Raw genomic sequence first — 21,852 nt, 5'->3', positions numbered from 1 at the left:
ACTTCCAAAAGATTATTTATTATAAAACCATTCAACGCCTGCTTCCTCCCAAAGGGCAGCTGCTGAAACGGGGGCTTCCATTTGAGCAAGGGCAATTTGTCTTTTTATTTCACCCTTGACCTCTTTATATGAGTAAACCGTTCCTTTAATGCTTTCATTTAGCTTGATAATTGCAAAGCCTGATGAGGTTTCAAGAGGACCGCTCCACTCCCCCTTTTTAAGTGATGAGGCTGCTTCAATGTAAATTTGCGGATAACGGTCATCACCCTCCTGCACAAATCCAAGATCTCCACCTTTGGATGATGTAAATTCATCCTCGGAAACCTCCCTTGCCAGGGCAGAAAAACTTGATCCTCCTTCGAGTTCCTTGGCAATTTGATCTGCCACTTCCTTACTGCTTGCAACTATATGGGATAAATGATAAGCTCCCGACACATTATACAACTCTTTGTTTTCATCATAATAAGCCTTCAGTTCCTGTTCTGGCACGACAACGTCTTTTGTTAAAATTTCCTCTAACAATAGGGATGTTTTGATTTGTTTCTTCCATTGGTCAAGATCCTCCGTTTCTCCTGGAGATGAGCCGCCATATGCAGTTTGAAACCTAATCAACTCCCTTTCAACATCTGCTTCAGGTATGCTTATTTGATATTTTTTTGCCAACTGGGCTATGACTTCTTGGTCTATGAGTTCCCTTAACGTATCTTCCCCATAACGCGCTTCAAGTTCAGCAAGCCAATCCTGCCTTGTTATGGTTCCTTTCCCAATCGTCGCAACTGTTTCTCCATTATCCTGGATTGCATCTATTCTGGAAGCAAAGTAGAAAAACGTCAATATGTTTAGGCAAGCCAGAGCAGCTATAACCAGCCACAATTCCCTCGTTTTCATTTTCCCTCTCCCGGCTGTATATTATTTAGCCTGAGCCAATAACTCTTCCAGTTCAACTTTTGTATATTGGTATTTTTCATTACAAAAGTGGCAATGGGCCTCGGCTTTGCCGTCTTCTTCAATCATCTCTGTTATTTCCTGCTGACCAAGTGATACAATAGCATCTGCGAAGCGTTCCTTTGAACACGTACACTCAAAAGAGACTGGCATTTTTTCAAGAATATTTAGTTCCTCTTTTCCGAAAAGCTGCTCAAGGATTTCCTCGGGCGTTAAACCTCGCTGAATCATTTTTGAAACTGGCTCGATCGTTTTTAATCGTTCTTCCAGAATGCTAATTGTTTCTTCCGAAGTGCCAGGCATCAGCTGAAAAATGAATCCTCCTGCTGCCAGGATTGAGTTATCGGGATTTACTAAAACACCAAGTCCTACCGACGAAGGTACTTGTTCAGATGAAGCAAAGTAGTATGTGAAATCCTCACCGATTTCCCCTGACACCAATTGAATTGCTCCACTAAAGAAGTCCCTCATACCAAGATCCTTTACAACAGTTAGTGTGCCATCTGTCCCTACCGCCCTTCTGACATCGAGCTTTCCATTTTCATTCAATTCAAAATGGGTCTGTGGGTTCGATACATATCCCCTTACAGTTCCCTTGGCATTGCTATCAACAAGGATATTTCCGATTGGGCCTCCGCCTTCAATCTTAATGGTCAGTTTTTCGTCGCCTTTCAACATTGCTCCCATCATCAAGCCTGCTGTCATTGCCCGTCCAAGTGCAGCAGAAGCTGTCGGCCATGTATAATGTCTGCGCTGTGCTTCAGAAACGGTTTCAGTGCTTCTAACGGCATATGCCCGAATTTGCCCATTGTATGCAAGGGCCTTTATTAAATAATCACTCATATGTTTGAATCCTCCTAGCTGAATGTCTTTAATGTATCCAAATTCCGCTTATAAATAAGCTGCAAACCCTTTAAGGTAAGGAATGGATCAACAATATCAATAAGATTTGATTCCGAAGCTATTAAAGCAGAAAGCCCTCCAGTAGCAATAACTGTTGGAGTTTTGGTACTGTTATCTACCATTCGTTTTACAATTCCTTCAACTTGGCCTACATATCCATATAATATGCCTGCCTGCATGGCTCCTACTGTATTTTTCCCTATTACTCCGCCTTCAGGTCTTGCAATTTCAATTCTAGGCAGTTTGGCTGCCCTTGAATACAGAGCTTCAGTAGATATCCCAATACCTGGCGCAATAGCCCCCCCCATATATTGTTTGTATTCATTAATAAAACAATAAGTTGTGGCAGTCCCAAAATCGACAATAATAAGCGGGCTTCCATATTCATGGATGGCAGCTACCGCGTTGACAATTCGGTCGGCACCCACCTCTCGGGGGTTTTCGTATTTTATGTCCAGGCCCGTTTTAATACCCGGCCCCACCACAAGCGGCTTAACACCAAAATACTTCTGACACATTCTCTCAAGGGAAAACATAATCGGCGGAACAACAGATGAAATAATAATCCCTTCTATATCTTGAAACGAAAGCCCAGAATGTTCAAAAAGGGATTTAATCGCCATCCCATATTCATCCTCAGTCCTGTTTCGGTTTGTTTCAATGCGCCAATGATGAAGAAGCTCATCACCTTTATATACCCCTAACACAATATTTGTATTTCCAACGTCAAAAACAAATATCAATTTCCTCACCACTTTACTGTTTTGTATAAGAAGATCCTTAATAGTTCCATATAGCTGAAAACATAATACCATAAATAGAAACGTGAAAGGAAAACAGTTTCCGTATACGCATTTCGTAAAGGCAGTTATAACGTAAATAGAAGTGGAAGATCCTCCTGGGCAGCATTTAACAGATAAGGGCATCGCGTTTGCGATGCCCTTATCTGTTAGATTTTATTTATTTATCTGTTTTGTGGTCCTCAGGCTTGTCAAGTCCCTTGTTTTGTTCGTCATCCTTTTTGCCGGAAATATTAATGATTACATCATCAAGTGTTTCCTTAACCTCAGAGGATGTCTTGTTGGCAGGAACCTTGCCATCCGGAAGCCTTCCGTGCTCCATCAAGTGCTTGATGCCATCCGCATCGAGAGTTTCTACTTCAAGGAGCGTATTGGCTATTAGGTCAAGCTTATCGCGGTTTTCTGTAAGGATCTTACGGCAGCGTTCATAAGACTCATTAATAAAGCGCTGCATTTCCATATCAATTTCATATGCGATTTTATCGGAATAATTTTGTTCATTATGGAGGTCCCGGCCAAGGAATACCTGGCCGCCCTGTGCCTGGCCAAATTGCATTGGCCCAAGCTTATCACTCATACCAAATTCGGTAACCATTCTTCTGGCAATTCCTGTTGCCCTTTGGAAATCATTATGTGCACCAGTACTTACTTCACCGAAGACAATTTCTTCCGCGACACGTCCGCCAAGAAGGCCAACAATTTTATCGAGCAATTCAGGCTTTGTCATAAAGTAACGATCTTCTTTAGGCAGCATAACGGCGTACCCGCCAGCCTGGCCGCGTGGGACAATGGTTACCTTATGGACCATTTCTGCTTCATCAAGCATAAGCCCGATGACAGTATGACCAGCTTCGTGGAAAGCAACAATTCTTCTTTCCTTTTCTGAAATCACTCGGCTTTTTTTAGCAGGTCCGGCAATGACACGGTCTGTCGCTTCATCTATATCCGACATTTCAATTTTCTTTTTATCCTGGCGCGCGGCCACCAAAGCAGCTTCGTTCAAAAGGTTTTCAAGATCCGCACCGGAGAATCCTGGCGTACGCATTGCGATTGCCTTTAGGTTTACTGTATCCGCAAGTGGTTTATTACGGGCATGAACCTTCAATACAGCTTCACGGCCATTTACATCTGGGCGATCAACCGTGATCTGACGGTCAAAACGTCCCGGACGAAGCAGTGCAGGGTCAAGGATATCAGGACGGTTAGTTGCAGCAATAATGATGATTCCTTCATTCGCTCCGAATCCGTCCATTTCAACTAGCAATTGGTTCAATGTCTGTTCGCGCTCATCATGGCCGCCACCCAAACCTGCGCCACGCTGACGCCCTACAGCATCAATTTCATCAATAAAAATGATACATGGAGCATTTTTCTTTGCTGTTTCAAATAAATCGCGAACACGGGATGCACCCACGCCGACAAACATCTCAACAAAGTCGGAACCGCTGATTGAGAAGAATGGAACTCCCGCTTCCCCTGCTACAGCACGCGCAAGGAGAGTTTTACCTGTACCTGGAGGCCCCACAAGAAGTACCCCTTTAGGAATACGGGCCCCGAGTTCAGAAAATTTACGGGGATCCTTAAGGAACTCGACTACTTCGACCAGCTCCTGCTTCTCTTCGTCAGCACCGGCTACATCCTTAAAGCGTACTTTTTTCTTCTCCTCATTGTATAGCCTTGCCTTGCTCTTCCCAAAGTTCATGACACGGCTTCCACCGCCCTGAGCCTGATTAAGCAGGAAGAAGAACAAGATGAAGATAATGACAAACGGAATAATTGAAGTAAAGAACGTCACCCAGCCGCTTGTTTCCTTAGCAGCAAGAACCTCAACCTTGGCTGGCATTGCATCATCAATCCGATTGAGCATCCGTTCACTGTTAGGCACGTATGTCAGAAAATATTGCCCTTCCTTAGCGTCTTCCAGCTGTCCACGAACTTCATAGACACCCCGCTCAGGCTGCAATGTGACCGATTTAATCTCCCCATTTTCGAGATGAGAAATAAATTCGTTGTACGTTATATTCTTTGTAGGCTCGTTGCTTCCATTAAAGAAGCTCACAACGCCAATAATCACTAAAAATATTAGCAAATAAAAGATGGTATTACGGAAAATCCGGTTCATCCCTTACCTCCTCCCACGGTAAAAAACAGTATATAAAATAGTAGCATAAACAATGATATCGCTTCAACAATTGTGCTTTATAGGGCTATAGCCGTTGCCCTATTCAGCCTTCGTGTACACTTCAGGCTTTAGGACTCCAATATAAGGAAGATTTCGGTATTTTTCCGCATAATCCAGTCCATATCCAACAACAAAAGCATCCGGGACTACGAACCCAATATAGTCTGCCTTAATATCCACCTTCCTGCCAGTTGGTTTATCAAGCAGGGTTACAATCCTAATTGATTTGGCTTTTCTATAGCGGAATAACTCAACAAGGTAGCTCAGCGTAAGGCCACTGTCTATAATGTCTTCAATAATTAATAGGTCCCGGCCTTCCACTGATGTATCGAGGTCCTTAAGAATCTTTACTTCACCCGAAGATACTGTCGAATTGCCATAGCTTGAAACATCCATAAAATCCATTTCAAGATAACAATCCATCTTTTTCAAAAGATCGCCCATAAATGGCATTGCCCCTTTAAGGACGCCGATTGCCAAAGGAAACTTGTCATGGTAATCCTCAGTTAGCTGTGCAGCCAGTTTCCTTGTCTTTTCCTGAATATCCTCCTCGGAAATCAGAATCTCTTTAATGTCGTTTTTCATCTCATATGTGCCCCCCAGAGGTTGATTCCTTTTTATACATAAGTTTCAGATAGCATTCTCCTGGTTCACCAGCGGTATCCAAAGGTGTTTTTTTAAGCCCAGGCAGCCAAATGATTCGGCCGCTGCTGTCTGTTATGACAGGCCAGCTGCCCCGGTTGGCAACTGGTACCTTGCAATCAATAAAAATGTCTTTAAGCTTCTTTGTGCCTTCCATCCCTTTTATCGGCATTCTATCCCCTTTTTCCCTAGTCCGTATAATAAGCGGAAACTGAACCTGAGAAAACGGAAGGAAAAGTATGTCATTTCCCAAACCTGATTCGAAATTGGCACAAACTTCAGCTGAAAGGATGAATTCATTTGGCAATTTCACAGCTCCCGGTCCGTCCAATTCAAATCTGAACGGGGCGATATCCAATTTTTCAAAATGGAAAATACACCGGTTATAGGATCGGGTTATTTTAAGCCCTCCAGGCAAATCAAGTTTGCCTGATGGATGAGGATGTTTGATCAGGGAGATGGCTTGATCAATATGTAGAGCAGCAAAATAAGCAGGCTTTCCTTCGTAAAGATAGTTTAATATTAGTTGAATCCCTCTTCTTTGTAAAGGCATTGGCATCCCAAGAAAAGCCAATATATCAATCACAACTCTGTCATTTTCCCTGCTTGTCATTACTGTATCCATTCTTTGTACAGCCAATTCCTCCAAAAAGGCCTCATCTCGCTCGATGTCTTCGCTGAATCGCAGGAAATGTTCATGAACGTGGGGATTTTCCCTCTTCAAAAAAGGAAGGATGGTTTTTCTAAACCGATTTCGGCTATACACATCCTTTTCATTACTTGGGTCAAACCGGGGCTTAATTCCTTTCCTTTCACAAAAATCGATGATATCGCCCCGGGTAGCCCCGAGAAGCGGCCTTATGATAGCTGCTCCATGGAAAGGCCTCCTAAAGGGTATGCCAGCCCTTCCCCTGCCGGATGATCCCCTTGTCAGCCTCATGAGGATCGTCTCTACTTGGTCATCCCCATGGTGTCCGAGAGCAAGATAAGAATACCTGTACTCTTCAATCAATTCCTGAAAAAAGCCATAGCGTGCATCCCTGGCTGCTTCCTGTCCATTTTTACCGGTAGACGAAATGATGCCTGGCACATTGATTCTTGCCATATGAAAAGGAATTCCCTTCTCATTACAATACCGTTCGACATACATGGCATCTTCAAGCGATTGCTCGCCTCTGAACATATGATCGACATGGGCAGCAGCAATATTTATACCTATTTTTCCTGCTTGCTCCCAGAGATAGTGGAAAAGTGCCATTGAATCAGGCCCGCCTGATACCCCAACAAGAACGCTTTTCCCCACTAAAGAAACATTATTTCTCTTTAAGAGGGATTCAATTTTTTCTTCAAGCATCTGCAATCTTCCTTATGGTATGTTAACCTGTTTACCCGATTCGTTCCTGGAGTAACCAGTCTTTTGCAAAACTGCTTTTCCTTGTGTTTACGATAAAGAAGGAAAAAAGTTTCACAAACAAAAAAAGAATTATATTGGGTTTACTAAATTAATTGAACGACAACATAAACAATATAAAGAATTGCCATTGCAGATACAATTAAAATGGTTTCCTTCCCTCCTCCATGTTTGTGATGTACATTAGGAGAAACCATTCTTGTTTTTGCCCGAATTTGCTGGCGGCTTTGCAGGGGCTGCGAAGGATTGGTTCCGGTATGTGGTTTTATTTGATTAAATTTTTCACCCTTACCCTCTTGCGCCCCCCGGCCAATTTTCAGGAAATCCTCTCTCATTTCTTTAGCAGTTAAGTAATCTCCCTTTAAAGCTTTAACAAGTACAGGTTCGTATTTAACAAGCTGCCTTTTTAATCGGATGGCTCCCTGTAGCTGTTTCATTCCGCCTTCGCTCTTGTTGAATCTATTTGGATATGCTGTCGATATAAACACCATCGAAGCGGCGAATAAATCATATGAAGGTTCTGCCTTTCTTGAACCCATACCCCAATACCCGCGGTCGAAAAATTCTGTATACTCTTTGATCGCCCTTCCTGCCATTGTCGTCCCGCCAACATCTACACAGCGGATCCTCGAAGGCGGGCCGGCTATGATTAAATTCTCCGGTTTTAAATCTCCGAATACCCATCCATTTTGATGAAGCAAATCAAGATCAGTTAGGAGCTGAAGAAAAAGTACTTCGACCCATTCCGCCCCTTTGCCAGCAATAAATTCATCGAATCCGGGGCCTTCTATAAATTCCATTACATAAAAACTTACTAATCCTTCCGGGCTCTTCCAATCATCAACATCAAGCAAAGAAGGCCCAAGGGCAGTACCCCGGGCCTTGGCAAAAGACTTCAGTACATTAACTTCAGAAGTTATAGTGAAGCCATCGTTGCTAATTTTGAGAGCAGCCTTTTGGTTTCCGTATCTTGTTAAATAAACAACGCCATTTGCCCCCTCGCCTAACTCCTTAAGCAATATGTACTTTTGGCCATGCCATTTGCCCTCAATCACAGTAGCTGGAGGAAGTTTACATGGATTCTTCGATGTAGGCCTCATCATTTTGCTCTATTAGGCTCCTTAAAGGTCTATTCTCATCGAACCATCGCAAAGCTGTCCGAATTGCAGGTCCAGTAGGGGTAATTCCCCCAGGCGTAATCATTGAAAAAATACTAGTAATCGATTCAAGCCTTGGGGTCCAATCGAGGATTTTCTCAACTTCTTCCTTTTTCCCGGGAAATACAAAAACAGAGAACTGGTTCCTGCCGGCTCTTGCATTCAGGCTGATCGACAAATCAAGAAGTGACTCTTTAACTGTTTGGAGTTTATGCTTCATACTTGCACTTGCATCTACTAAAATAAGGACCTCAAGATTTACCGTTTCCCCTAATTCATCGACAACCTCCATCACTTCTCCCCGCTCTTCAGGAGGAAGATCTTCCATAGTCTTGAATCGGCCCAATATTTGTTGAAGCTCACGGTTTACTACACCTTGTATTGTCTGATTCATTGCTTTTCGGGTAACCATTTGAACGGTCTGGGAAAGCTGTGCGGAATAAACTACCTGGCTGACCCCGCCGCCTGATGCGGCAATTCCTTCAATTTCTCTCATCCCTTGCTCATCTATGATATCCCGTTCCATTACACCAATGACATTGACGGTAATTCCTTGTTCCTTTGCAAGTGCTGCCATAGCAATGGGGTCCTCACCTTGATTAGAACATCCATCGGTTATGACTAAAATCTGCTGGATTTTCCCTGTGCGCATTCCGTTCCCTCCATTCTCTAAATGTTACCATTTTCGACGTGATGGGAGGGATTTATACATTTAGGAATAAGGGTGGACTTCTAAAAACCTATGCGCGTCTTTTTTTAATGATTTGAACAGGAATGGACGCCCATTTCGGAGTGTTATGTTTGATTTTGGCAACGGCGACTGTCATATCATCCTCAATTTGATTTGACCTTGAACGAATTACCTCTTCCATAATCAAATCGGCGATAGCTTGAGGATCGTCTGTCTCAAGCTCATGAATTTTCCTTTTCATCCACATCTCATAGTTGCCCACATGTTTAGGGCCTTCAAACACACCATCACTCATCATGATTAAGATGTCGCCCGCCTTTAGCTGCTCGCTCACCATATCAACATCAAATTCCTGTACAATCCCCATTGGCAGATTGCTGGCCTGGATTTTCATTACTTTTTTCCCCCTCTTAATAAAACTAGGGGTCGACCCAATTTTCAGGAATTTCGTCGAGGCATTCTGGAGGTCTATTACTGCAAGATCCAAGGTAGAGAATATCTCATCGGTTGTCCGTAGTGACAACACCGAGTTAACAGACTTAATGGCTACCTTTTCCTCAATTCCGGATTTCAGAATTTGTTGAAGGAGCTTCAGTGTCTCCTGGCTCTCATCATGCGCACGCTTGCCATTGCCCATTCCATCACTAATTGCAATGGCATATTTTCCACTTCCCAGTTCAACAGTAGAAAAACTGTCACCTGAAACAAATCCGCCATCCTTAGCAGCGTAGGCTACACCTGTTTCAACTGTAAAGGCCTTTGCCGAACGGAATGTAGCCTGACAAAGACTGCCCGGAAATGTACCACACTCCTCCGTGTTGACAACAATCGTTTCTCCTAAAATATCAGATAGCATCGGGGCAATTAATTTCTCACACTCCCCGTGGCCATTGCAAAATGGAAGGGTCATATCTATATCAACATTGCCTTGTTCAAGGCTATAAATTTCCACATTGTCTATTTGCAGGCCAAATCCCTGAATTGCCTCAAGAATTTGCTCTTCCTGCTTATGAAGGTTTTCTCGTTCTCTCTGAATTTCCCTGGCAAAATCACCCATCACTTCCGAAACACCAAGCAGCTGGTCCGCTACAAGCTTTCTGCTTTCCTGAACTTGTTTCTTTAGTTTTTGGTTTGCCTGGTAAACTGCAAGCTCCTGATGGATTGCCTCCAATACCTTTTTCGGCCGTGAACAATGCTTTTCCCATTCCCTTGCAAGTTTCGGAGGAATACTCGCTTTAGATTGGTCCATTTGAAGCATTATTTCTTCCATATAGTCATATGTTGTTGTAAAGTTCCTTGTCCAGCAATGCTCCTTTTTAAAGCATGATTGGCATGTTTTTTCCGTGACATTTCCGAGAAAGTTATCTAGCTCTTTATCCTCTTCACCCGGTTCTGGATTATGCTGTGCAAAGCTTCTTGAGAGTGCCTCAAAGACATCTGAAAATTGCTCCACCCTCTTTGCGGTAACATCTCTCATTTTACGCATGTATTTTTGCTGCTCAGCTGTATGTTCCGGAGTCCCGGGAATATATTTCGCAATACTTACAGTCAATGCTGACGGAGTTATAAGAAACAAAACAATTGCAGCGACTGTTTCAAGCACTGTTACAGAAAGAGAGCTTCCAGTTTCTCCATACATCCCGACAAGTAAAGTTGAAACTAGCAACCCAAATGAAACGCCAATTTTTTTTCCTTCCTTCAGCAATCCGCCAAGAACTCCGGAGAAAGCCAAAAGGCTCATGTGTGAAAAGCTTGATACATTTGCAAGGCTGAATATCAGGCCGGTTACAACACCAACCGTGGACCCCACTGCCGCACCTGCAACTAAAGAAAAAAGCAAAACAAGGTACCTGGACATTACATGCTCTAAGGAAATGCCATAGAAGGCCCATCCAATTGTCCCAGTCATAATAGATGCAAGCAGAATAATTAGAGAAACAATTTCTTCCGTTTTTAATGGCTGCTTTCGTTTATTCGCCGTTACAAGCGGTACACTTTGTAGAAAAATCAAGGTCAAAATGAATGCAAGAATTCCCTCTACCCCAGCCATTAGCCCATCATAAGGTGTTAAATCCCCTGCAACCAGGAATCGTTCTGCAAGTCTTCCAGCCAGAAGAACCATTCCCGTATAATAGGGAACTACTTTAGCCGGATTTGAAATCCAGTGTCGTGTGGCCCTATATAATGCGAGAAATAGAAAAGCAATTGTAAACGAGGATAGGGCATGTCCAAGGGAGAGTGTTGCCGATCCCACAATAAGCCCGAGAAGTGCAAGTGGTGCCCGATCCTTTTTGACTAAAAATACAGCTGCAAAAAAAGGCAGGCCAAAAGGTGTCAGCTTTGATAAAATCAGGGCTCTTCCAAGCAAAAAGCCAACAAATACAAGGAGATATCCCTTCCTGAAAAAAAATGCTTCAATTTTGGTTTGAATTTTGGCAGCTAAGGCAGCAACTTCCCATTTGGTGCTTATTCCTGTATTAGGAACGTTCTCCATTATTGGTTGATCTGTTCTTTCCAAGAAAAAACACTCCCCTGTCTTGTAATCATTGCGCTAATTATAATTGGACAAGTTATAAAAGATTGTCAAAATTAAGGGTCAGGAAATTAGTTTTGTTCGACGCATTTCACAATGAACGCACATGTCTACAAAACTTGCCAGTTAATCCCGCTATCAAAAAGAGAAAAATATATTGACAGGTTTTTTTAATCTATGTATTATAAGACTTGTGCTTTTAAAAAGCAGTATACCCAGTAAGAAAATGGCGGTGTAGCTCAGCTGGCTAGAGCGTACGGTTCATACCCGTAAGGTCGGGGGTTCGATCCCCTCCGCCGCTATAGATGAAAATGCCTGGCTTGCCAGGCATTTTCAATGTTAGTTACGGCCCCTTGGTCAAGCGGTTAAGACACCGCCCTTTCACGGCGGTAACACGGGTTCGAATCCCGTAGGGGTCATTACAAGAGCAATAAGAAGGAGCCGCCCAAATGGACGGCTCCTTCTTATTGCTCTTGTCTTTTTAGTCTGCATTATACTCTTTAATTTGCTGAAAAAAAAGCGCGATTACCATTTCCAAATACAAAATAGGCAGAACCCAAATAGGCCTGCCTGGTATTAGAAAATAGTATATATTTCAATGTAGCAGCAACAAGTTAACCTCGTCTTGCACCTCTGCCGCCTCGTTTTGATTCGGTATGGCGCTTAAGGGAAGATAGGCGATCTTCACTGTCCTTTAAGAATTTAGCCATCTTAGTTTCAAAATTCTCAGGGCGTGGATTGCGGTCATTTGTCCTGCCCTGGCGTGGACGTGGTGAATAAGGCCTTTGCTGCGATTCAGGGCGATCCTTCGCCTTTTTAATTGAGAGGCCGATTTTGCCATCTTTTTCAACATTAATGACCTTCACTTCAACCATGTCGCCCACTTTAAGATGATCATTAATATCCTTGACATAGTTGTCAGCTACTTCACTGATGTGAACAAGGCCTGTTGACCCTTCCGGCAGCTCGACGAACGCTCCGAAATTTGTAATCCCTGTTACCTTTCCTTGTAACTTGCTGCCTACTTCGATTGACATAAAAAGAATGTTCCTCCTTAAAAATATAAAAAAATCATACTTACTCTATATTATACCGAAATTGAAAAATAAGTGTCAATGAAGCAATACTGTGGTTCATTTTTCCTTTTTATTTTCATCGTCCGGCAGGGTAAAAATAATTTCACCTTCATCAGAATAAAAGTACTCTTTTCTTGCGTATTTCGCCAAATACTCATCATCATTAAGTTTTTTTATTTCCTCTTTGAGAACTTCCCGTTCATGCTTGAGTTCGGAAAGCTGATGATGAAGACGTTCTTTTTCTGCCTTTTTATCCTCGAGCATTGTTGCACGTGTATACATTGACGAAATAGTAAAGTAAGTTAAGAGGGCGGCCAACAACGCAAACGCGGACAGGCGGCGGATAAGACCTTTCCGCTTCCGCAATGCAGCTTCTGATGAAAGATGCTTTGCTTCGGAATACTCATTCTTGATTCTGGCTACATTCGTCTTTTTCGTTGCTCCCATGGTTTTCCCCCTTACTTTTTATTTTTATTCCACGTGATTGCTCTTTTATAAACATTCTTGGCTTTCTTAAAAAATCCTGCAACTTTATTATATATCTTCTCGACGGTTTTTTTAATCCCTTTCGGCAAAAGTTTCCATACTAAAAGAAAAACTTTACTAACTGGCAGAAAGAAGATTATCTTTATGAATTTTAGAAGGGCTTTTAACAAAAACCGTGCTGACGATATAACGGCTTTCCCAAGAAAGAACACGAGACCAAGAGCTAGCTGGAAAAGCCCAATAATAGGTTTAAAGACCAGCATGCTTACCAACTTCACTATAAAACGCCATATTTGTTGGATCACATGAAGCATTGCATTTAAGAACCAAAGATAAAACCCCTTTACTAATGCCTGATAGGCCGCAAAGCCGCACAAAAGGGCCAGAAAAATATAAAAGCGAATTTCCCCGCGGTTCACTAAAAACAACACATAAAAGATTACAAGGGCTTGGACAGTCCAAAACAAGATGTCATTAATAAAGGCAATCCAGCTCTTTCGTTTCGGGCGGTTTAAAAAGCGCTGGTATGTATCCAGCATCATACCGAAGCCAATCCCTGAGAGAATCATCGCCGCCATGGTCATGAACTGGACATTAAGTGTCATCGGAACAATTTGCTAAAGAAACCTTTAGCTTTTTCTCCCTGGTGTTCATCAAGATAGACGAGCTCATATACCTTGCCTTTTATTGAAACCACACCTTTGTCGACATCCAAGTTCTTCATTTGCAGATTTTGTCCTTTAATTGACAGAAAGCCCATTGTTGTCTCAAGTAGAAATTCTTCATTATCAAAGCTTTCTACCTGTTTCACTCCGGTAATATCAAGAAGCTTTCGCCCTCTCATTATTACATCATGGTCAGGTACTGTTCCCTTGGTCTGATTCGCATCATAATACTGGCTCATCTCTTTAAACCCCCGATCACATAGTTTTGTACATCCTATGCCTCGTTGAGTTTAATTAGAACAAGCCCTCTGTTCACATTGAATCAGATGAAGGGGAACCATTTTTCATAAAAGCTCCTGGTTCACTTTCTCTTCTTTCAGGATCGTATACATTTCTGCAGCTTCATCCTTCCGGGTCGTTTCTTGGATTTGATCAATCCTCGCAGTGACAACACGCTGTCCGAAACGGATGGTTAATTCATCTCCGACTTTCACTGTTGTACTGGCCTTTGCCTCTTTTCCATTAACATGGATTCTGCCTTGTTCGGATACTTCTTTAGCCAAGGTTCTCCTTTTGATGATTCTCGATACCTTTAAAAATTTATCAAGTCTCATGGTCGTTCCCCCTTTATATTTGGTGTTACATTAGTTTTTAGTTTGATTTCCACTTCACTAAAGAAAAATTTATAACCCTTTTTGTTTCGCCTCATCCCAGTATGCATCAAGTTCTTCAAGAGAATGGCTCTCAAAGGGCTTTCCGCTCTCATTTGCCTTACCCTCAACATATCGAAAACGCCGGATGAACTTTTCATTCGTATCTGCGAGTGACTCTTCGGGATGAATACCGAGAAATCGACTCACATTCACAAAGGCAAAAAGTAAATCGCCAAATTCCTTTTTCGCAAGATGGAAATGCTGGTCATCGGCCAGCTCTGATTCAAATTCCTGCAGTTCTTCCTTAACCTTCTCGAATGCAGGCCCGATTTCCTTCCAATCGAAACCAACTTTAGCTGCTTTTTTCTGCAATTCATATGCTTTTAATAAAGCGGGATAGGAAGCAGGTATAGTATCTAGGATTGAGCCTCTACCTTCTTTCCCTTTTTCACTGGCTTTGATTTCCTGCCAATTTGCCACTACTTCGTCAGGCGTGCTCGCATGTCTGTTACCAAAAACATGCGGATGCCTTCGGATCATTTTTGAAGAGATGGATTCTATGACATCGTGGATAGTAAAATACCCGTCATCCTCCCCTATCTGTGCATGAAGCATGACCTGAAGCAAGACATCACCGAGTTCCTCTATAAGGTTATCGATATCTCCCCGATTGATTGCATCGATCATTTCATATGTTTCTTCAATTGCATATTTCTTTAACGACTCATGTGTTTGTTCCTGATCCCACGGGCAGCCATCAGGCCCTCTTAAAGTTGCAATAATCTCCCGAAGCTTCGAGAAATCCCGCCACTGCAGTTCCTCTTGCTGGATTGGCGGAACATAAACCGTTACAAGATTATGTACCTCCGTTTTATGATCAAGTTCGTAAAGTTTCACTTTTTCAATTTTTTCTTCACTGCTTCCAGCGGCAGTAACAATCAATACCTCATATTCATCAGGAAGCCGCTCCATGAGGGTAAGCTTCACCTCAGAAGCAACAAACCGATCATATACTTGGCTAATGAACATATGCTGGCTCAGTTGAAGTTCATCCGCTTTCAATGAAGAACCATCCAGTAGTTGGAAACCCTCGACAGGATCAATTCGAAGCGCCTGAAAAAGTGCATCTAAAAAGCTTTGCCCTCCACCAAACCGGATTTGGATAGTCTTGTCATGTGAGGAAGCTTCCAATAGAAGTTGGACTGTTTTTTCGGCTACAAGCGGATGTCCCGGAACAGCATAAATGACTGGCCCCGCACTCGCTTCTTCTTGTATTCTCTGGCAGATATCCCGGTAGACATCATCAAAGTTATCATGTTTCTCATAAATATCATCAAACGCTGTATAGACGAAACCTTCTTTCTCCAACTCACGGACTACTGGATGTTCTTTTGTGCGAAGGAAAACTCTATCACCTTTCATTAACCTCTTATACACACCAAGTGGCATTTGGTCCAATTCAGCGGAACCAAGCCCGATAATTTCTATTTCCTTCATCATTTCCTTCTCCTATCCTTTGGCAATAGTAAAATCAACTTGCTTCCGAAAGGAAACAATGCCAGTTCATCAGCCCGAAAAGCCCCGCCTCTAATGATAATCAAAACATATAAGTAACCACCCAACAAACAGGCTGTCACTGCCTGCAGAGCGGCCGCCATCCTCCCGCTTTCCAATCCATATAAAAAGTCTGTCCCAAACAAATAGAGTTTAAGAAAAACAACCATAATCACCAAAGCAGCGGCAACATTTTTCATAAATGAGACGGTAATGATTCCATCATGAAAGGTATCTTTCAAAGCCAACCCAACCGCAATTGCAATCATACATAATGTTATTGTTGTAGCCCATGCCGCACCCATGGTTCCGAAATGGGGAACAAGCACCAGGTTCAGGACATATTTGAGCGGAAATCCAGCAAAAATTGCGGCAGCCGGGAAAAACATAACCCCGCGGCTTTGCAAAATAGCTGATGATGTTGAAATAAACGAGCTAAACAAGATTGCTATGCTTAGTACAGCCAGCACTGCAGTCCCGCTGCTGTTTTGAAACAGCATGATATTCGTTGGCTTCACAATTGCCCAAAGTCCTGCGGCGGCGCCAGCGCCTATGACGATTGTAACCTGTATGGCAAGTTTGATTTTTCCGTTAAGAAATTCTTTGTTTTTCTTTAAATGGTTTGATGCTATTAGAGGGACAATTGAGAACGAGATGGTAGAGGCCGCCGTAAGGCCTAACTGAATTAATGGCTGCCCTCTGTCAAATATCCCTTTCAGTTCTTTTGCGCTCTCTGGATCAATCCCACTTCTAACTAATAGGGAATATAAATTCAAAGCGTCCCCTAGCTGAATGAACACCAACAGGAGACTGCTAATACAAATAGCCAAGCCCTGGAGCCCCAACAAGGCACCAATACGTTTAAATTCAGACAGACGAAGCTTGAATAGCTCCCTCCTGCTAGTTCGCCGCGAGGTCCTTCTGTTTAAAAAAAGCAAAAGAATAATGAGAGAAAAAATTCCGCCAGTAACTGAACCGAACATTGCGCCAGCCCCAACATAGTAAAGAGAATAACCTTGTTGCACAAACAAGATTGCAATCACTAGTATCGTTGCTACACGGATAGCCTGTTCTCCAATTTGGGATGCAGCCGTTGGAACCATATCCCCTCTTCCTTGAAAATACCCCCTAAGAACAGAGATCGCTGGAAAAAGTAAAAAAACTGACGCTACAGCTTTTAAAAGGATGGAAAGACTTTCATCGCCCATCCAACCGGCAATATACTCAGCCCCTAAATAAAGAATTGCAAACAATACAAAGCCAAAACCTTGCAAAAGGAGAAATGAAGCAGCAAATAACTGCCTTTCCCTTTCACGATGTTCTGCAAAAAGTTTAGAAAGTACCACGGGAAATCCGGTTGTCGCTAAGGCCATTGCAATCCCATAAAAGGGATAAACCTGTTGATATATGTAAAAGCCCACATCCCCAGCAATATTCTGGAACGGAATCCGGTAGCCAGCACTCAGAAGTTTTGTGAATAAGGCGGCTGCCGTTAGAATGAAGGCCCCTTTAAATAAATTTTTTGCCTGGTTAGACGGCTCCATTACAATCTCCTTCATAAATGAATTCGTCCACTATTATAGCACAGTGAAAATTGTATAAGGTGAATGCCCTTCATGAACAGTTGGAGTCCGCTTTTTGCAATAGGAAGAGGGCGGCCCTTGGAACAGGCCGCCCTTTGAATCGATGTGATTCTATTGTTCCATTTGCCTTGCAAGAAAGCCGGCTGCCGTTTCAACTGCTTTTTGCTCGACTTCCCCCAAGGTTCCTTCTTTCGAAAAAATAATGACTGCTCCTATAGGGTCACCGTTAGCAATGATTGGCCCAATAGTATAGGATGATATCGATTCTTCATTTCCATCTGTAAGTGAAATGGTCCCTTGCTGGGTGATAAGAACAGAAGAACGGTCTTCCATTGTTTTTTCAACGAGGTCACTTATATTTTTGTTGAGATAATCCTTTTTCGATCCGCCCGCAACAGCAATGTAAGCATCCCTGTCACAGATGAGAACCGGGTTGCCAAGGCTGTCATACAGAGCTTCGGCATATTCTTTGGCAAAATCGCTCAACTCGCTGATGGGCGAGTATTTTTTCAGGATGACTTCCCCGTCACGGTCAACGAAAATTTCCAACGGGTCACCTTCCCGGATACGAAGGGTTCTGCGAATTTCCTTCGGAATAACAACACGACCTAAATCATCGATACGACGAACTATACCAGTTGCTTTCATCCAATGTTGCCTCACTTTCATCTGATGATTGAAATTGACTAACTTTCTGTTTTTTTGAAAGCCTAGCCAAGTTTGAACTTAGTATCCTTCATATGGAAAGTTCTATACATTGCGGAATTATTTTATCTTTGGTAATAAAGATTCCAGAAAAGGATAAACATTCCAGCCCTAATGGCTATTTACATTGATTGAATACCCATGTTTTTCCTAGCTGAAACTTCTTTTCTAATATATAAGAAGAACTTATTAGTTTAAGTTATTTTGTTTCTATTGCCTCTGTCCTTGCCTCATCCAGGCCTCTTGCCATTTGGTAGATGGCATGCAGCCAGACTGCTGTTTCCATACCCTTACTGGCAAGATTGATTTTAAACTTCTTCCCTTCCATTTCAAAACCGGCTGCGCGGCCATATGGTTCTGTAACACCGATAATCTTATCGCCAGGTATTTCAGCAACTGCCCTTTCATTTAAAAGGAGTGTAATCATACCTTTAGCTTGTTTAATGGATTCAATTCCTGCCCTTTTCCCATGTATCTTAATTTCTGCAATCTGGAACAAGAATGCTACCTCGTCTGGGTAATCTCCAAAACGGTCTTTCATTTCAGTTTCAAGCTCCTCTATTTCAGCTAGCTCCGTTATACCCCGGAACCGTTTGTACATCTCAATCTTTTGGTGTCCATCACGTATATAGGAGTCAGGGATATAGGCATCAATTTCAACATCAATCTCAATTGATTGAGATTCTAGCTCTCTTCCGGTCCCTCTTCTTTCTTCGATTGCTTCCTTCAGCATTTGTGAATATAAATCAAATCCTACCGAATCAATAAAGCCATGCTGCTGAGCCCCAAGCAAGTTACCGGCTCCTCTAATTGATAGATCTCTCATGGCAATCTTAAAGCCTGATCCAAGTTCGGTGAACTCCTTTATTGCATGGAGCCTCTTTTCGGCAATTTCATTCAGTACTTTATCCTTCCTGTAAGTAAAATAGGCATAGGCAATACGGTTAGAACGCCCTACGCGCCCACGGAGTTGATAAAGCTGCGACAAGCCCATCCTGTCTGCATCATGGACTATTAATGTATTTACATTCGGTATGTCCACGCCAGTCTCAATGATTGTAGTGCTAACCAGCACATCAAACTCCCCGGCAAGGAAACTAATCATTACAGATTCCAGCTCATTTTCGGTCATCTGCCCGTGCGCATACGTGACCCGGGCATCCGGGACAAGCATCGAAATCTCCTCAGCCTTACGCTCAATATCCTCTACGCGATTATAGAGGAAATAGACTTGGCCATCGCGGGCAAGTTCTCTCTCTATTGCTTCTTTCACAAGTGCACCATTGTATTCCATGACATATGTCTGAATCGGAAAGCGGTTTTCGGGAGGAGTCTCAATGACAGACAGATCCCTGACCCCGAGCATGGACATATGAAGAGTCCTCGGAATTGGCGTTGCAGTTAAGGTCAAAACATCTATATTTGTTTTAAGTTGTTTGATTTTTTCCTTATGGGTCACTCCAAACCGTTGTTCCTCGTCAATAATTAATAAGCCGATATCCCGATAAACAACATCTTTTGAAAGCAGGCGGTGTGTTCCGATGACAATGTCGACTGTACCCGCCTTAAGACCCTTTAAAGTTTCTGTTTGTTGTTTCTTCGACCTGAACCTGCTTAATAGTCCAATATTTATTGGGTACTCCTGAAACCGTTCACGAATTGTCTCATAATGCTGCTGAGCCAATATTGTTGTTGGTACCAGAAATGCGACTTGTTTTCCATCTGCAATGGCCTTAAAGGCTGCACGGATGGCAACTTCCGTTTTTCCATACCCAACATCACCACAAAGCAGCCTATCCATTGGACGCGGTTTTTCCATGTCACGTTTAATTTCATGAATTGACCGAAGTTGATCATCTGTTTCCCGGTAGGGGAAGGACGCCTCAAACTCCCTCTGCATTTCTCCATCCGGGCTAAATGCATTGCCTACGGCTGCTTCACGCTCTGCGTAAAGCTTAATCAAATCATCTGCAATATCCTGGACAGAAGCCTCAACCTTCTTTTTAACCCTTTTCCAATCACTTCCGCCAAGTTTATAAATTTTTGGATCTTTGCCTTCAGAGGCTACATATTTTTGAACCAAGTCAATTTGCTCGACTGGAACATAGAGCTGATCTGTACCTTGATAACGGATATGCAAATAATCCTTGTGTACCCCGTTAATGACTAAAGTCTCAATCCCAAGATATTTGCCAATCCCATGATTCACATGTACCACATAGTCGCCAATTTTTAGCTCCGAATAACTTTTCAGTCGTTCTGCATTGGACAGTTTTTGGCGCTGTCGAGATCGTTTAGGGCGCTTATTGAATAACTCTTCTTCAGTAATAACCGCTAGGCGCTGCATTGGAAGTTCAAATCCGCTTTGCAGACTTCCAGGAACAATTTGAACTGTTCCCGGCAACAGGATACTTGATCTTTCAGCTAGGCCCGCTTCAATTCCATAGTCATCTAAAACTCGTTGCAGCTTGTCTACCCTTTCTTTGTCAGGTCCAAGGAAGACTACCGAATAGTTCCCCTTTTTCCAACGCTCCAGCTCCGTTTTTAACAAATGCATTTGACCATGAAAATTCTGCATTTGCCTGCTCGAAATATTGATAATATTTTGTGGGCTTGTATTTGCTACATGACGAAGAAAAAGAGACAGGTATAAAACAGGGATTTTGGATTTCTGAAACAGCTCCGAAACATTATGGGAGAGGGTCAAGTCATGAACAATTTTCCCTTCGCCTAAAAGCGATGTATACCATTCCGCTTCTTCTTTATCGAGGCCCTCGTTCATTTCATGGACCCTGCTGATTTCATCTACCATTACCAGGCCGTTTGCCGGGAAGTAATCTAGTAAACTAGCTTGGTCCTCATATGCAAGCGATACATACTTGAAAATATCGTCTGTTCGCTGTCCATTTTTAAATTGTTCAAGTTCAAAGGATATATTTTGGGAAAGCTGTAATTTTGCTTTCTCATTCTTAATCTTTTTGAGGCTTGATCCCAATTGGGCTTGAAGCTTTTCATAGAGCCTTAGATAATTTGTTTGCTCAAGCGGGATTTCATTGGCAGGGCCTATAACTGCATTTGTTAATTTATTTTTTGACCTTTGGTCCTCCAATGAAAACGTCCGGATCGAGTCTACCTCAGTATCAAAAAACTCTATTCTAAGAGGGTCAACCTCTGTCAGCGGAAAAATATCCACTATACCGCCTCGAACACTGAATTCACCAGGTGTAGCCACCATTTCAGTCCGGACATACCCCATCCGGACAAAATCCAGCAACAGCTCATCTATATCAAGGTCATCACCTAAGTGAACCTGTCTCTTATATTTTTGCCACACGTTAGCAGGGGGAAGCATTTTCCGCAATCCGGCAACTGTAACAATTAGGATTCCGTTCCTCCCCTGGCTCCAATCATTTAACACTTCTATTCTTTGAGCACGAAGTTCAGGGCTGGCAATACTCATTTCTGCAGCTATTAACTCGTTTGCTGGAAAAAGATAAACATCCCGCTCATCTATTAAATTAATTAAATCATCATATAATTTTTGTGCCTGAAGCAAGTTATAGGTAACAAGGAGAACTGGCCTTTTTGTCTGGTTATGGATAGCCGCTGCCATAACTGTTCGGGATGAACCCGACAATCCTGCTACCAGCTGTTCCCTCAAGCCGCCTTCAAACCCGCTAACAATCGATTGTATGTCCTCCTGCTTGAGGAATAATGTTGTAAGGCCTTCCATGTCGCCTCCTCCTTTCTGTCCGCCTGCGAACGGTCATGCAAATCGTCTGGTTCTTGTTATCTCATGAAAATGCTATTTTAGAAATAGACGGTAATAAAAACGATACGAAAATCAAAACAGAAAAATGCTTTGG

17 protein-coding genes, 2 tRNA genes and 1 pseudogene are annotated in these 21,852 nt (G+C 42.6%); 2 read left to right on the top strand and 18 right to left on the bottom strand.

Features of this window, described 5'->3' with window-relative positions; all coding sequences use genetic code 11:
• Nucleotides 1-12: 12 nt before the first annotated feature.
• The 9 genes and pseudogenes from A8F94_RS24715 to spoIIE all read right to left on the bottom strand — a co-directional run bounded on the left by A8F94_RS24715 (nt 13) and on the right by spoIIE (nt 11,249).
• Entirely contained in the window at nt 13-888 is an 876-nt protein-coding gene (locus A8F94_RS24715) for a peptidyl-prolyl cis-trans isomerase (RefSeq protein ID WP_066207344.1), read from the bottom strand.
• Between the two features lie 21 nt (nt 889-909).
• Nucleotides 910-1,788, bottom strand: coding sequence for an Hsp33 family molecular chaperone HslO (hslO, locus tag A8F94_RS24710; protein WP_066207342.1), 879 nt, complete (start codon nt 1,786-1,788; stop codon nt 910-912).
• Between the two features lie 14 nt (nt 1,789-1,802).
• Nucleotides 1,803-2,591 (bottom strand): type III pantothenate kinase, encoded by a 789-nt coding sequence (locus A8F94_RS24705; protein ID WP_066207339.1) that lies wholly within the window; start codon nt 2,589-2,591, stop codon nt 1,803-1,805.
• A 217-nt stretch (nt 2,592-2,808) separates the two neighbouring features.
• Nucleotides 2,809-4,770 carry an ATP-dependent zinc metalloprotease FtsH gene (gene ftsH, locus A8F94_RS24700; RefSeq protein ID WP_066207337.1) on the bottom strand — a complete coding sequence of 654 codons (1,962 nt, stop codon included), beginning with the start codon at nt 4,768-4,770 and terminating at the stop codon, nt 2,809-2,811.
• A 99-nt stretch (nt 4,771-4,869) separates the two neighbouring features.
• On the bottom strand, nt 4,870-5,415 hold the full coding sequence (gene hpt, locus A8F94_RS24695; protein ID WP_066207335.1) for a hypoxanthine phosphoribosyltransferase: 546 nt from the start codon (nt 5,413-5,415) through the stop codon (nt 4,870-4,872).
• A gap of 1 nt (nt 5,416) precedes the next feature.
• Complete coding sequence (gene tilS / locus A8F94_RS24690; RefSeq protein ID WP_066207333.1) at nt 5,417-6,826, bottom strand: tRNA lysidine(34) synthetase TilS; 1,410 nt, start codon at nt 6,824-6,826, stop codon at nt 5,417-5,419.
• A gap of 143 nt (nt 6,827-6,969) precedes the next feature.
• On the bottom strand, nt 6,970-7,986 hold the full coding sequence (locus A8F94_RS24685; RefSeq protein ID WP_066207330.1) for a protein kinase domain-containing protein: 1,017 nt from the start codon (nt 7,984-7,986) through the stop codon (nt 6,970-6,972).
• Nucleotides 7,955-8,698: pseudogene (locus tag A8F94_RS24680) on the bottom strand (VWA domain-containing protein); the annotation flags it as partial. The pseudogene A8F94_RS24680 and the gene A8F94_RS24685, both read right to left, overlap by 32 nt.
• Before the next feature lie 82 nt (nt 8,699-8,780).
• Complete coding sequence (gene spoIIE / locus A8F94_RS24675; protein ID WP_066207323.1) at nt 8,781-11,249, bottom strand: stage II sporulation protein E; 2,469 nt, start codon at nt 11,247-11,249, stop codon at nt 8,781-8,783.
• A 243-nt stretch (nt 11,250-11,492) separates the two neighbouring features.
• Between spoIIE and A8F94_RS24670 the strand changes: the two genes are divergently transcribed.
• Together A8F94_RS24670 and A8F94_RS24665 are read left to right on the top strand one after the other, a co-directional pair.
• Nucleotides 11,493-11,566 (top strand) — tRNA-Met (locus A8F94_RS24670).
• Between the two features lie 45 nt (nt 11,567-11,611).
• A tRNA-Glu gene (locus tag A8F94_RS24665) sits at nt 11,612-11,683 on the top strand.
• 195 nt (nt 11,684-11,878) lie between these two features.
• Here A8F94_RS24665 and A8F94_RS24660 read toward each other — a convergent pair.
• From A8F94_RS24660 to mfd, 9 genes are all read right to left on the bottom strand, one after another.
• Nucleotides 11,879-12,301, bottom strand: coding sequence for a S1 domain-containing RNA-binding protein (locus tag A8F94_RS24660; protein ID WP_066207321.1), 423 nt, complete (start codon nt 12,299-12,301; stop codon nt 11,879-11,881).
• A 96-nt stretch (nt 12,302-12,397) separates the two neighbouring features.
• Nucleotides 12,398-12,787 carry an FtsB family cell division protein gene (locus A8F94_RS24655; RefSeq protein ID WP_066207319.1) on the bottom strand — a complete coding sequence of 130 codons (390 nt, stop codon included), beginning with the start codon at nt 12,785-12,787 and terminating at the stop codon, nt 12,398-12,400.
• Nucleotides 12,788-12,798: 11 nt separating this feature from the next.
• Nucleotides 12,799-13,431 carry a spore cortex biosynthesis protein YabQ gene (gene yabQ / locus A8F94_RS24650; RefSeq protein ID WP_066207314.1) on the bottom strand — a complete coding sequence of 211 codons (633 nt, stop codon included), beginning with the start codon at nt 13,429-13,431 and terminating at the stop codon, nt 12,799-12,801.
• On the bottom strand, nt 13,428-13,730 hold the full coding sequence (yabP, locus tag A8F94_RS24645; RefSeq protein ID WP_066207311.1) for a sporulation protein YabP: 303 nt from the start codon (nt 13,728-13,730) through the stop codon (nt 13,428-13,430). Before yabP ends, yabQ begins: the two co-directional genes overlap by 4 nt.
• A 105-nt stretch (nt 13,731-13,835) precedes the next feature.
• Nucleotides 13,836-14,105 (bottom strand): RNA-binding S4 domain-containing protein, encoded by a 270-nt coding sequence (locus tag A8F94_RS24640; RefSeq protein WP_066207308.1) that lies wholly within the window; start codon nt 14,103-14,105, stop codon nt 13,836-13,838.
• A gap of 69 nt (nt 14,106-14,174) precedes the next feature.
• Complete coding sequence (mazG, locus tag A8F94_RS24635) at nt 14,175-15,644, bottom strand: nucleoside triphosphate pyrophosphohydrolase (protein WP_066207306.1); 1,470 nt, start codon at nt 15,642-15,644, stop codon at nt 14,175-14,177.
• Entirely contained in the window at nt 15,641-17,242 is a 1,602-nt protein-coding gene (locus tag A8F94_RS24630) for a putative polysaccharide biosynthesis protein (protein ID WP_066207303.1), read from the bottom strand. Before A8F94_RS24630 ends, mazG begins: the two co-directional genes overlap by 4 nt.
• 150 nt (nt 17,243-17,392) lie before the next feature.
• Entirely contained in the window at nt 17,393-17,929 is a 537-nt protein-coding gene (gene spoVT, locus A8F94_RS24625) for a stage V sporulation protein T (RefSeq protein ID WP_066207300.1), read from the bottom strand.
• Between the two features lie 256 nt (nt 17,930-18,185).
• Nucleotides 18,186-21,719 (bottom strand): transcription-repair coupling factor, encoded by a 3,534-nt coding sequence (gene mfd, locus A8F94_RS24620; RefSeq protein WP_066207294.1) that lies wholly within the window; start codon nt 21,717-21,719, stop codon nt 18,186-18,188.
• Nucleotides 21,720-21,852 lie beyond the last annotated feature (133 nt).

Origin of the sequence: Bacillus sp. FJAT-27225 (assembly GCF_001685025.1) — a bacterium.
Lineage (GTDB): Bacteria > Bacillota > Bacilli > Bacillales > Cytobacillaceae > Bacillus_D.
Note: the sequence above shows the minus strand (reverse complement) of the source record. Positions and strands in the feature narration are given on the sequence as shown.

Excerpts from the sequence above, each read along its gene's own strand:
- A8F94_RS24715 (WP_066207344.1), bottom strand. The coding sequence starts at position 888 with ATGAAAACGAGGGAATTGTGGCTGGTTATAGCTGCTCTGGCTTGCCTA.
- hslO (WP_066207342.1), bottom strand. The coding sequence starts at position 1,788 with ATGAGTGATTATTTAATAAAGGCCCTTGCATACAATGGGCAAATTCGG.
- ftsH (WP_066207337.1), bottom strand. The coding sequence starts at position 4,770 with ATGAACCGGATTTTCCGTAATACCATCTTTTATTTGCTAATATTTTTA.
- hpt (WP_066207335.1), bottom strand. The coding sequence starts at position 5,415 with ATGAAAAACGACATTAAAGAGATTCTGATTTCCGAGGAGGATATTCAG.
- tilS (WP_066207333.1), bottom strand. The coding sequence starts at position 6,826 with ATGCTTGAAGAAAAAATTGAATCCCTCTTAAAGAGAAATAATGTTTCT.
- A8F94_RS24685 (WP_066207330.1), bottom strand. The coding sequence starts at position 7,986 with ATGATGAGGCCTACATCGAAGAATCCATGTAAACTTCCTCCAGCTACT.
- A8F94_RS24660 (WP_066207321.1), bottom strand. The coding sequence starts at position 12,301 with ATGTCAATCGAAGTAGGCAGCAAGTTACAAGGAAAGGTAACAGGGATT.
- A8F94_RS24655 (WP_066207319.1), bottom strand. The coding sequence starts at position 12,787 with ATGGGAGCAACGAAAAAGACGAATGTAGCCAGAATCAAGAATGAGTAT.
- yabQ (WP_066207314.1), bottom strand. The coding sequence starts at position 13,431 with ATGACACTTAATGTCCAGTTCATGACCATGGCGGCGATGATTCTCTCA.
- yabP (WP_066207311.1), bottom strand. The coding sequence starts at position 13,730 with ATGAGCCAGTATTATGATGCGAATCAGACCAAGGGAACAGTACCTGAC.
- A8F94_RS24640 (WP_066207308.1), bottom strand. The coding sequence starts at position 14,105 with ATGAGACTTGATAAATTTTTAAAGGTATCGAGAATCATCAAAAGGAGA.
- mazG (WP_066207306.1), bottom strand. The coding sequence starts at position 15,644 with ATGATGAAGGAAATAGAAATTATCGGGCTTGGTTCCGCTGAATTGGAC.
- A8F94_RS24630 (WP_066207303.1), bottom strand. The coding sequence starts at position 17,242 with ATGGAGCCGTCTAACCAGGCAAAAAATTTATTTAAAGGGGCCTTCATT.
- spoVT (WP_066207300.1), bottom strand. The coding sequence starts at position 17,929 with ATGAAAGCAACTGGTATAGTTCGTCGTATCGATGATTTAGGTCGTGTT.
- mfd (WP_066207294.1), bottom strand. The coding sequence starts at position 21,719 with ATGGAAGGCCTTACAACATTATTCCTCAAGCAGGAGGACATACAATCG.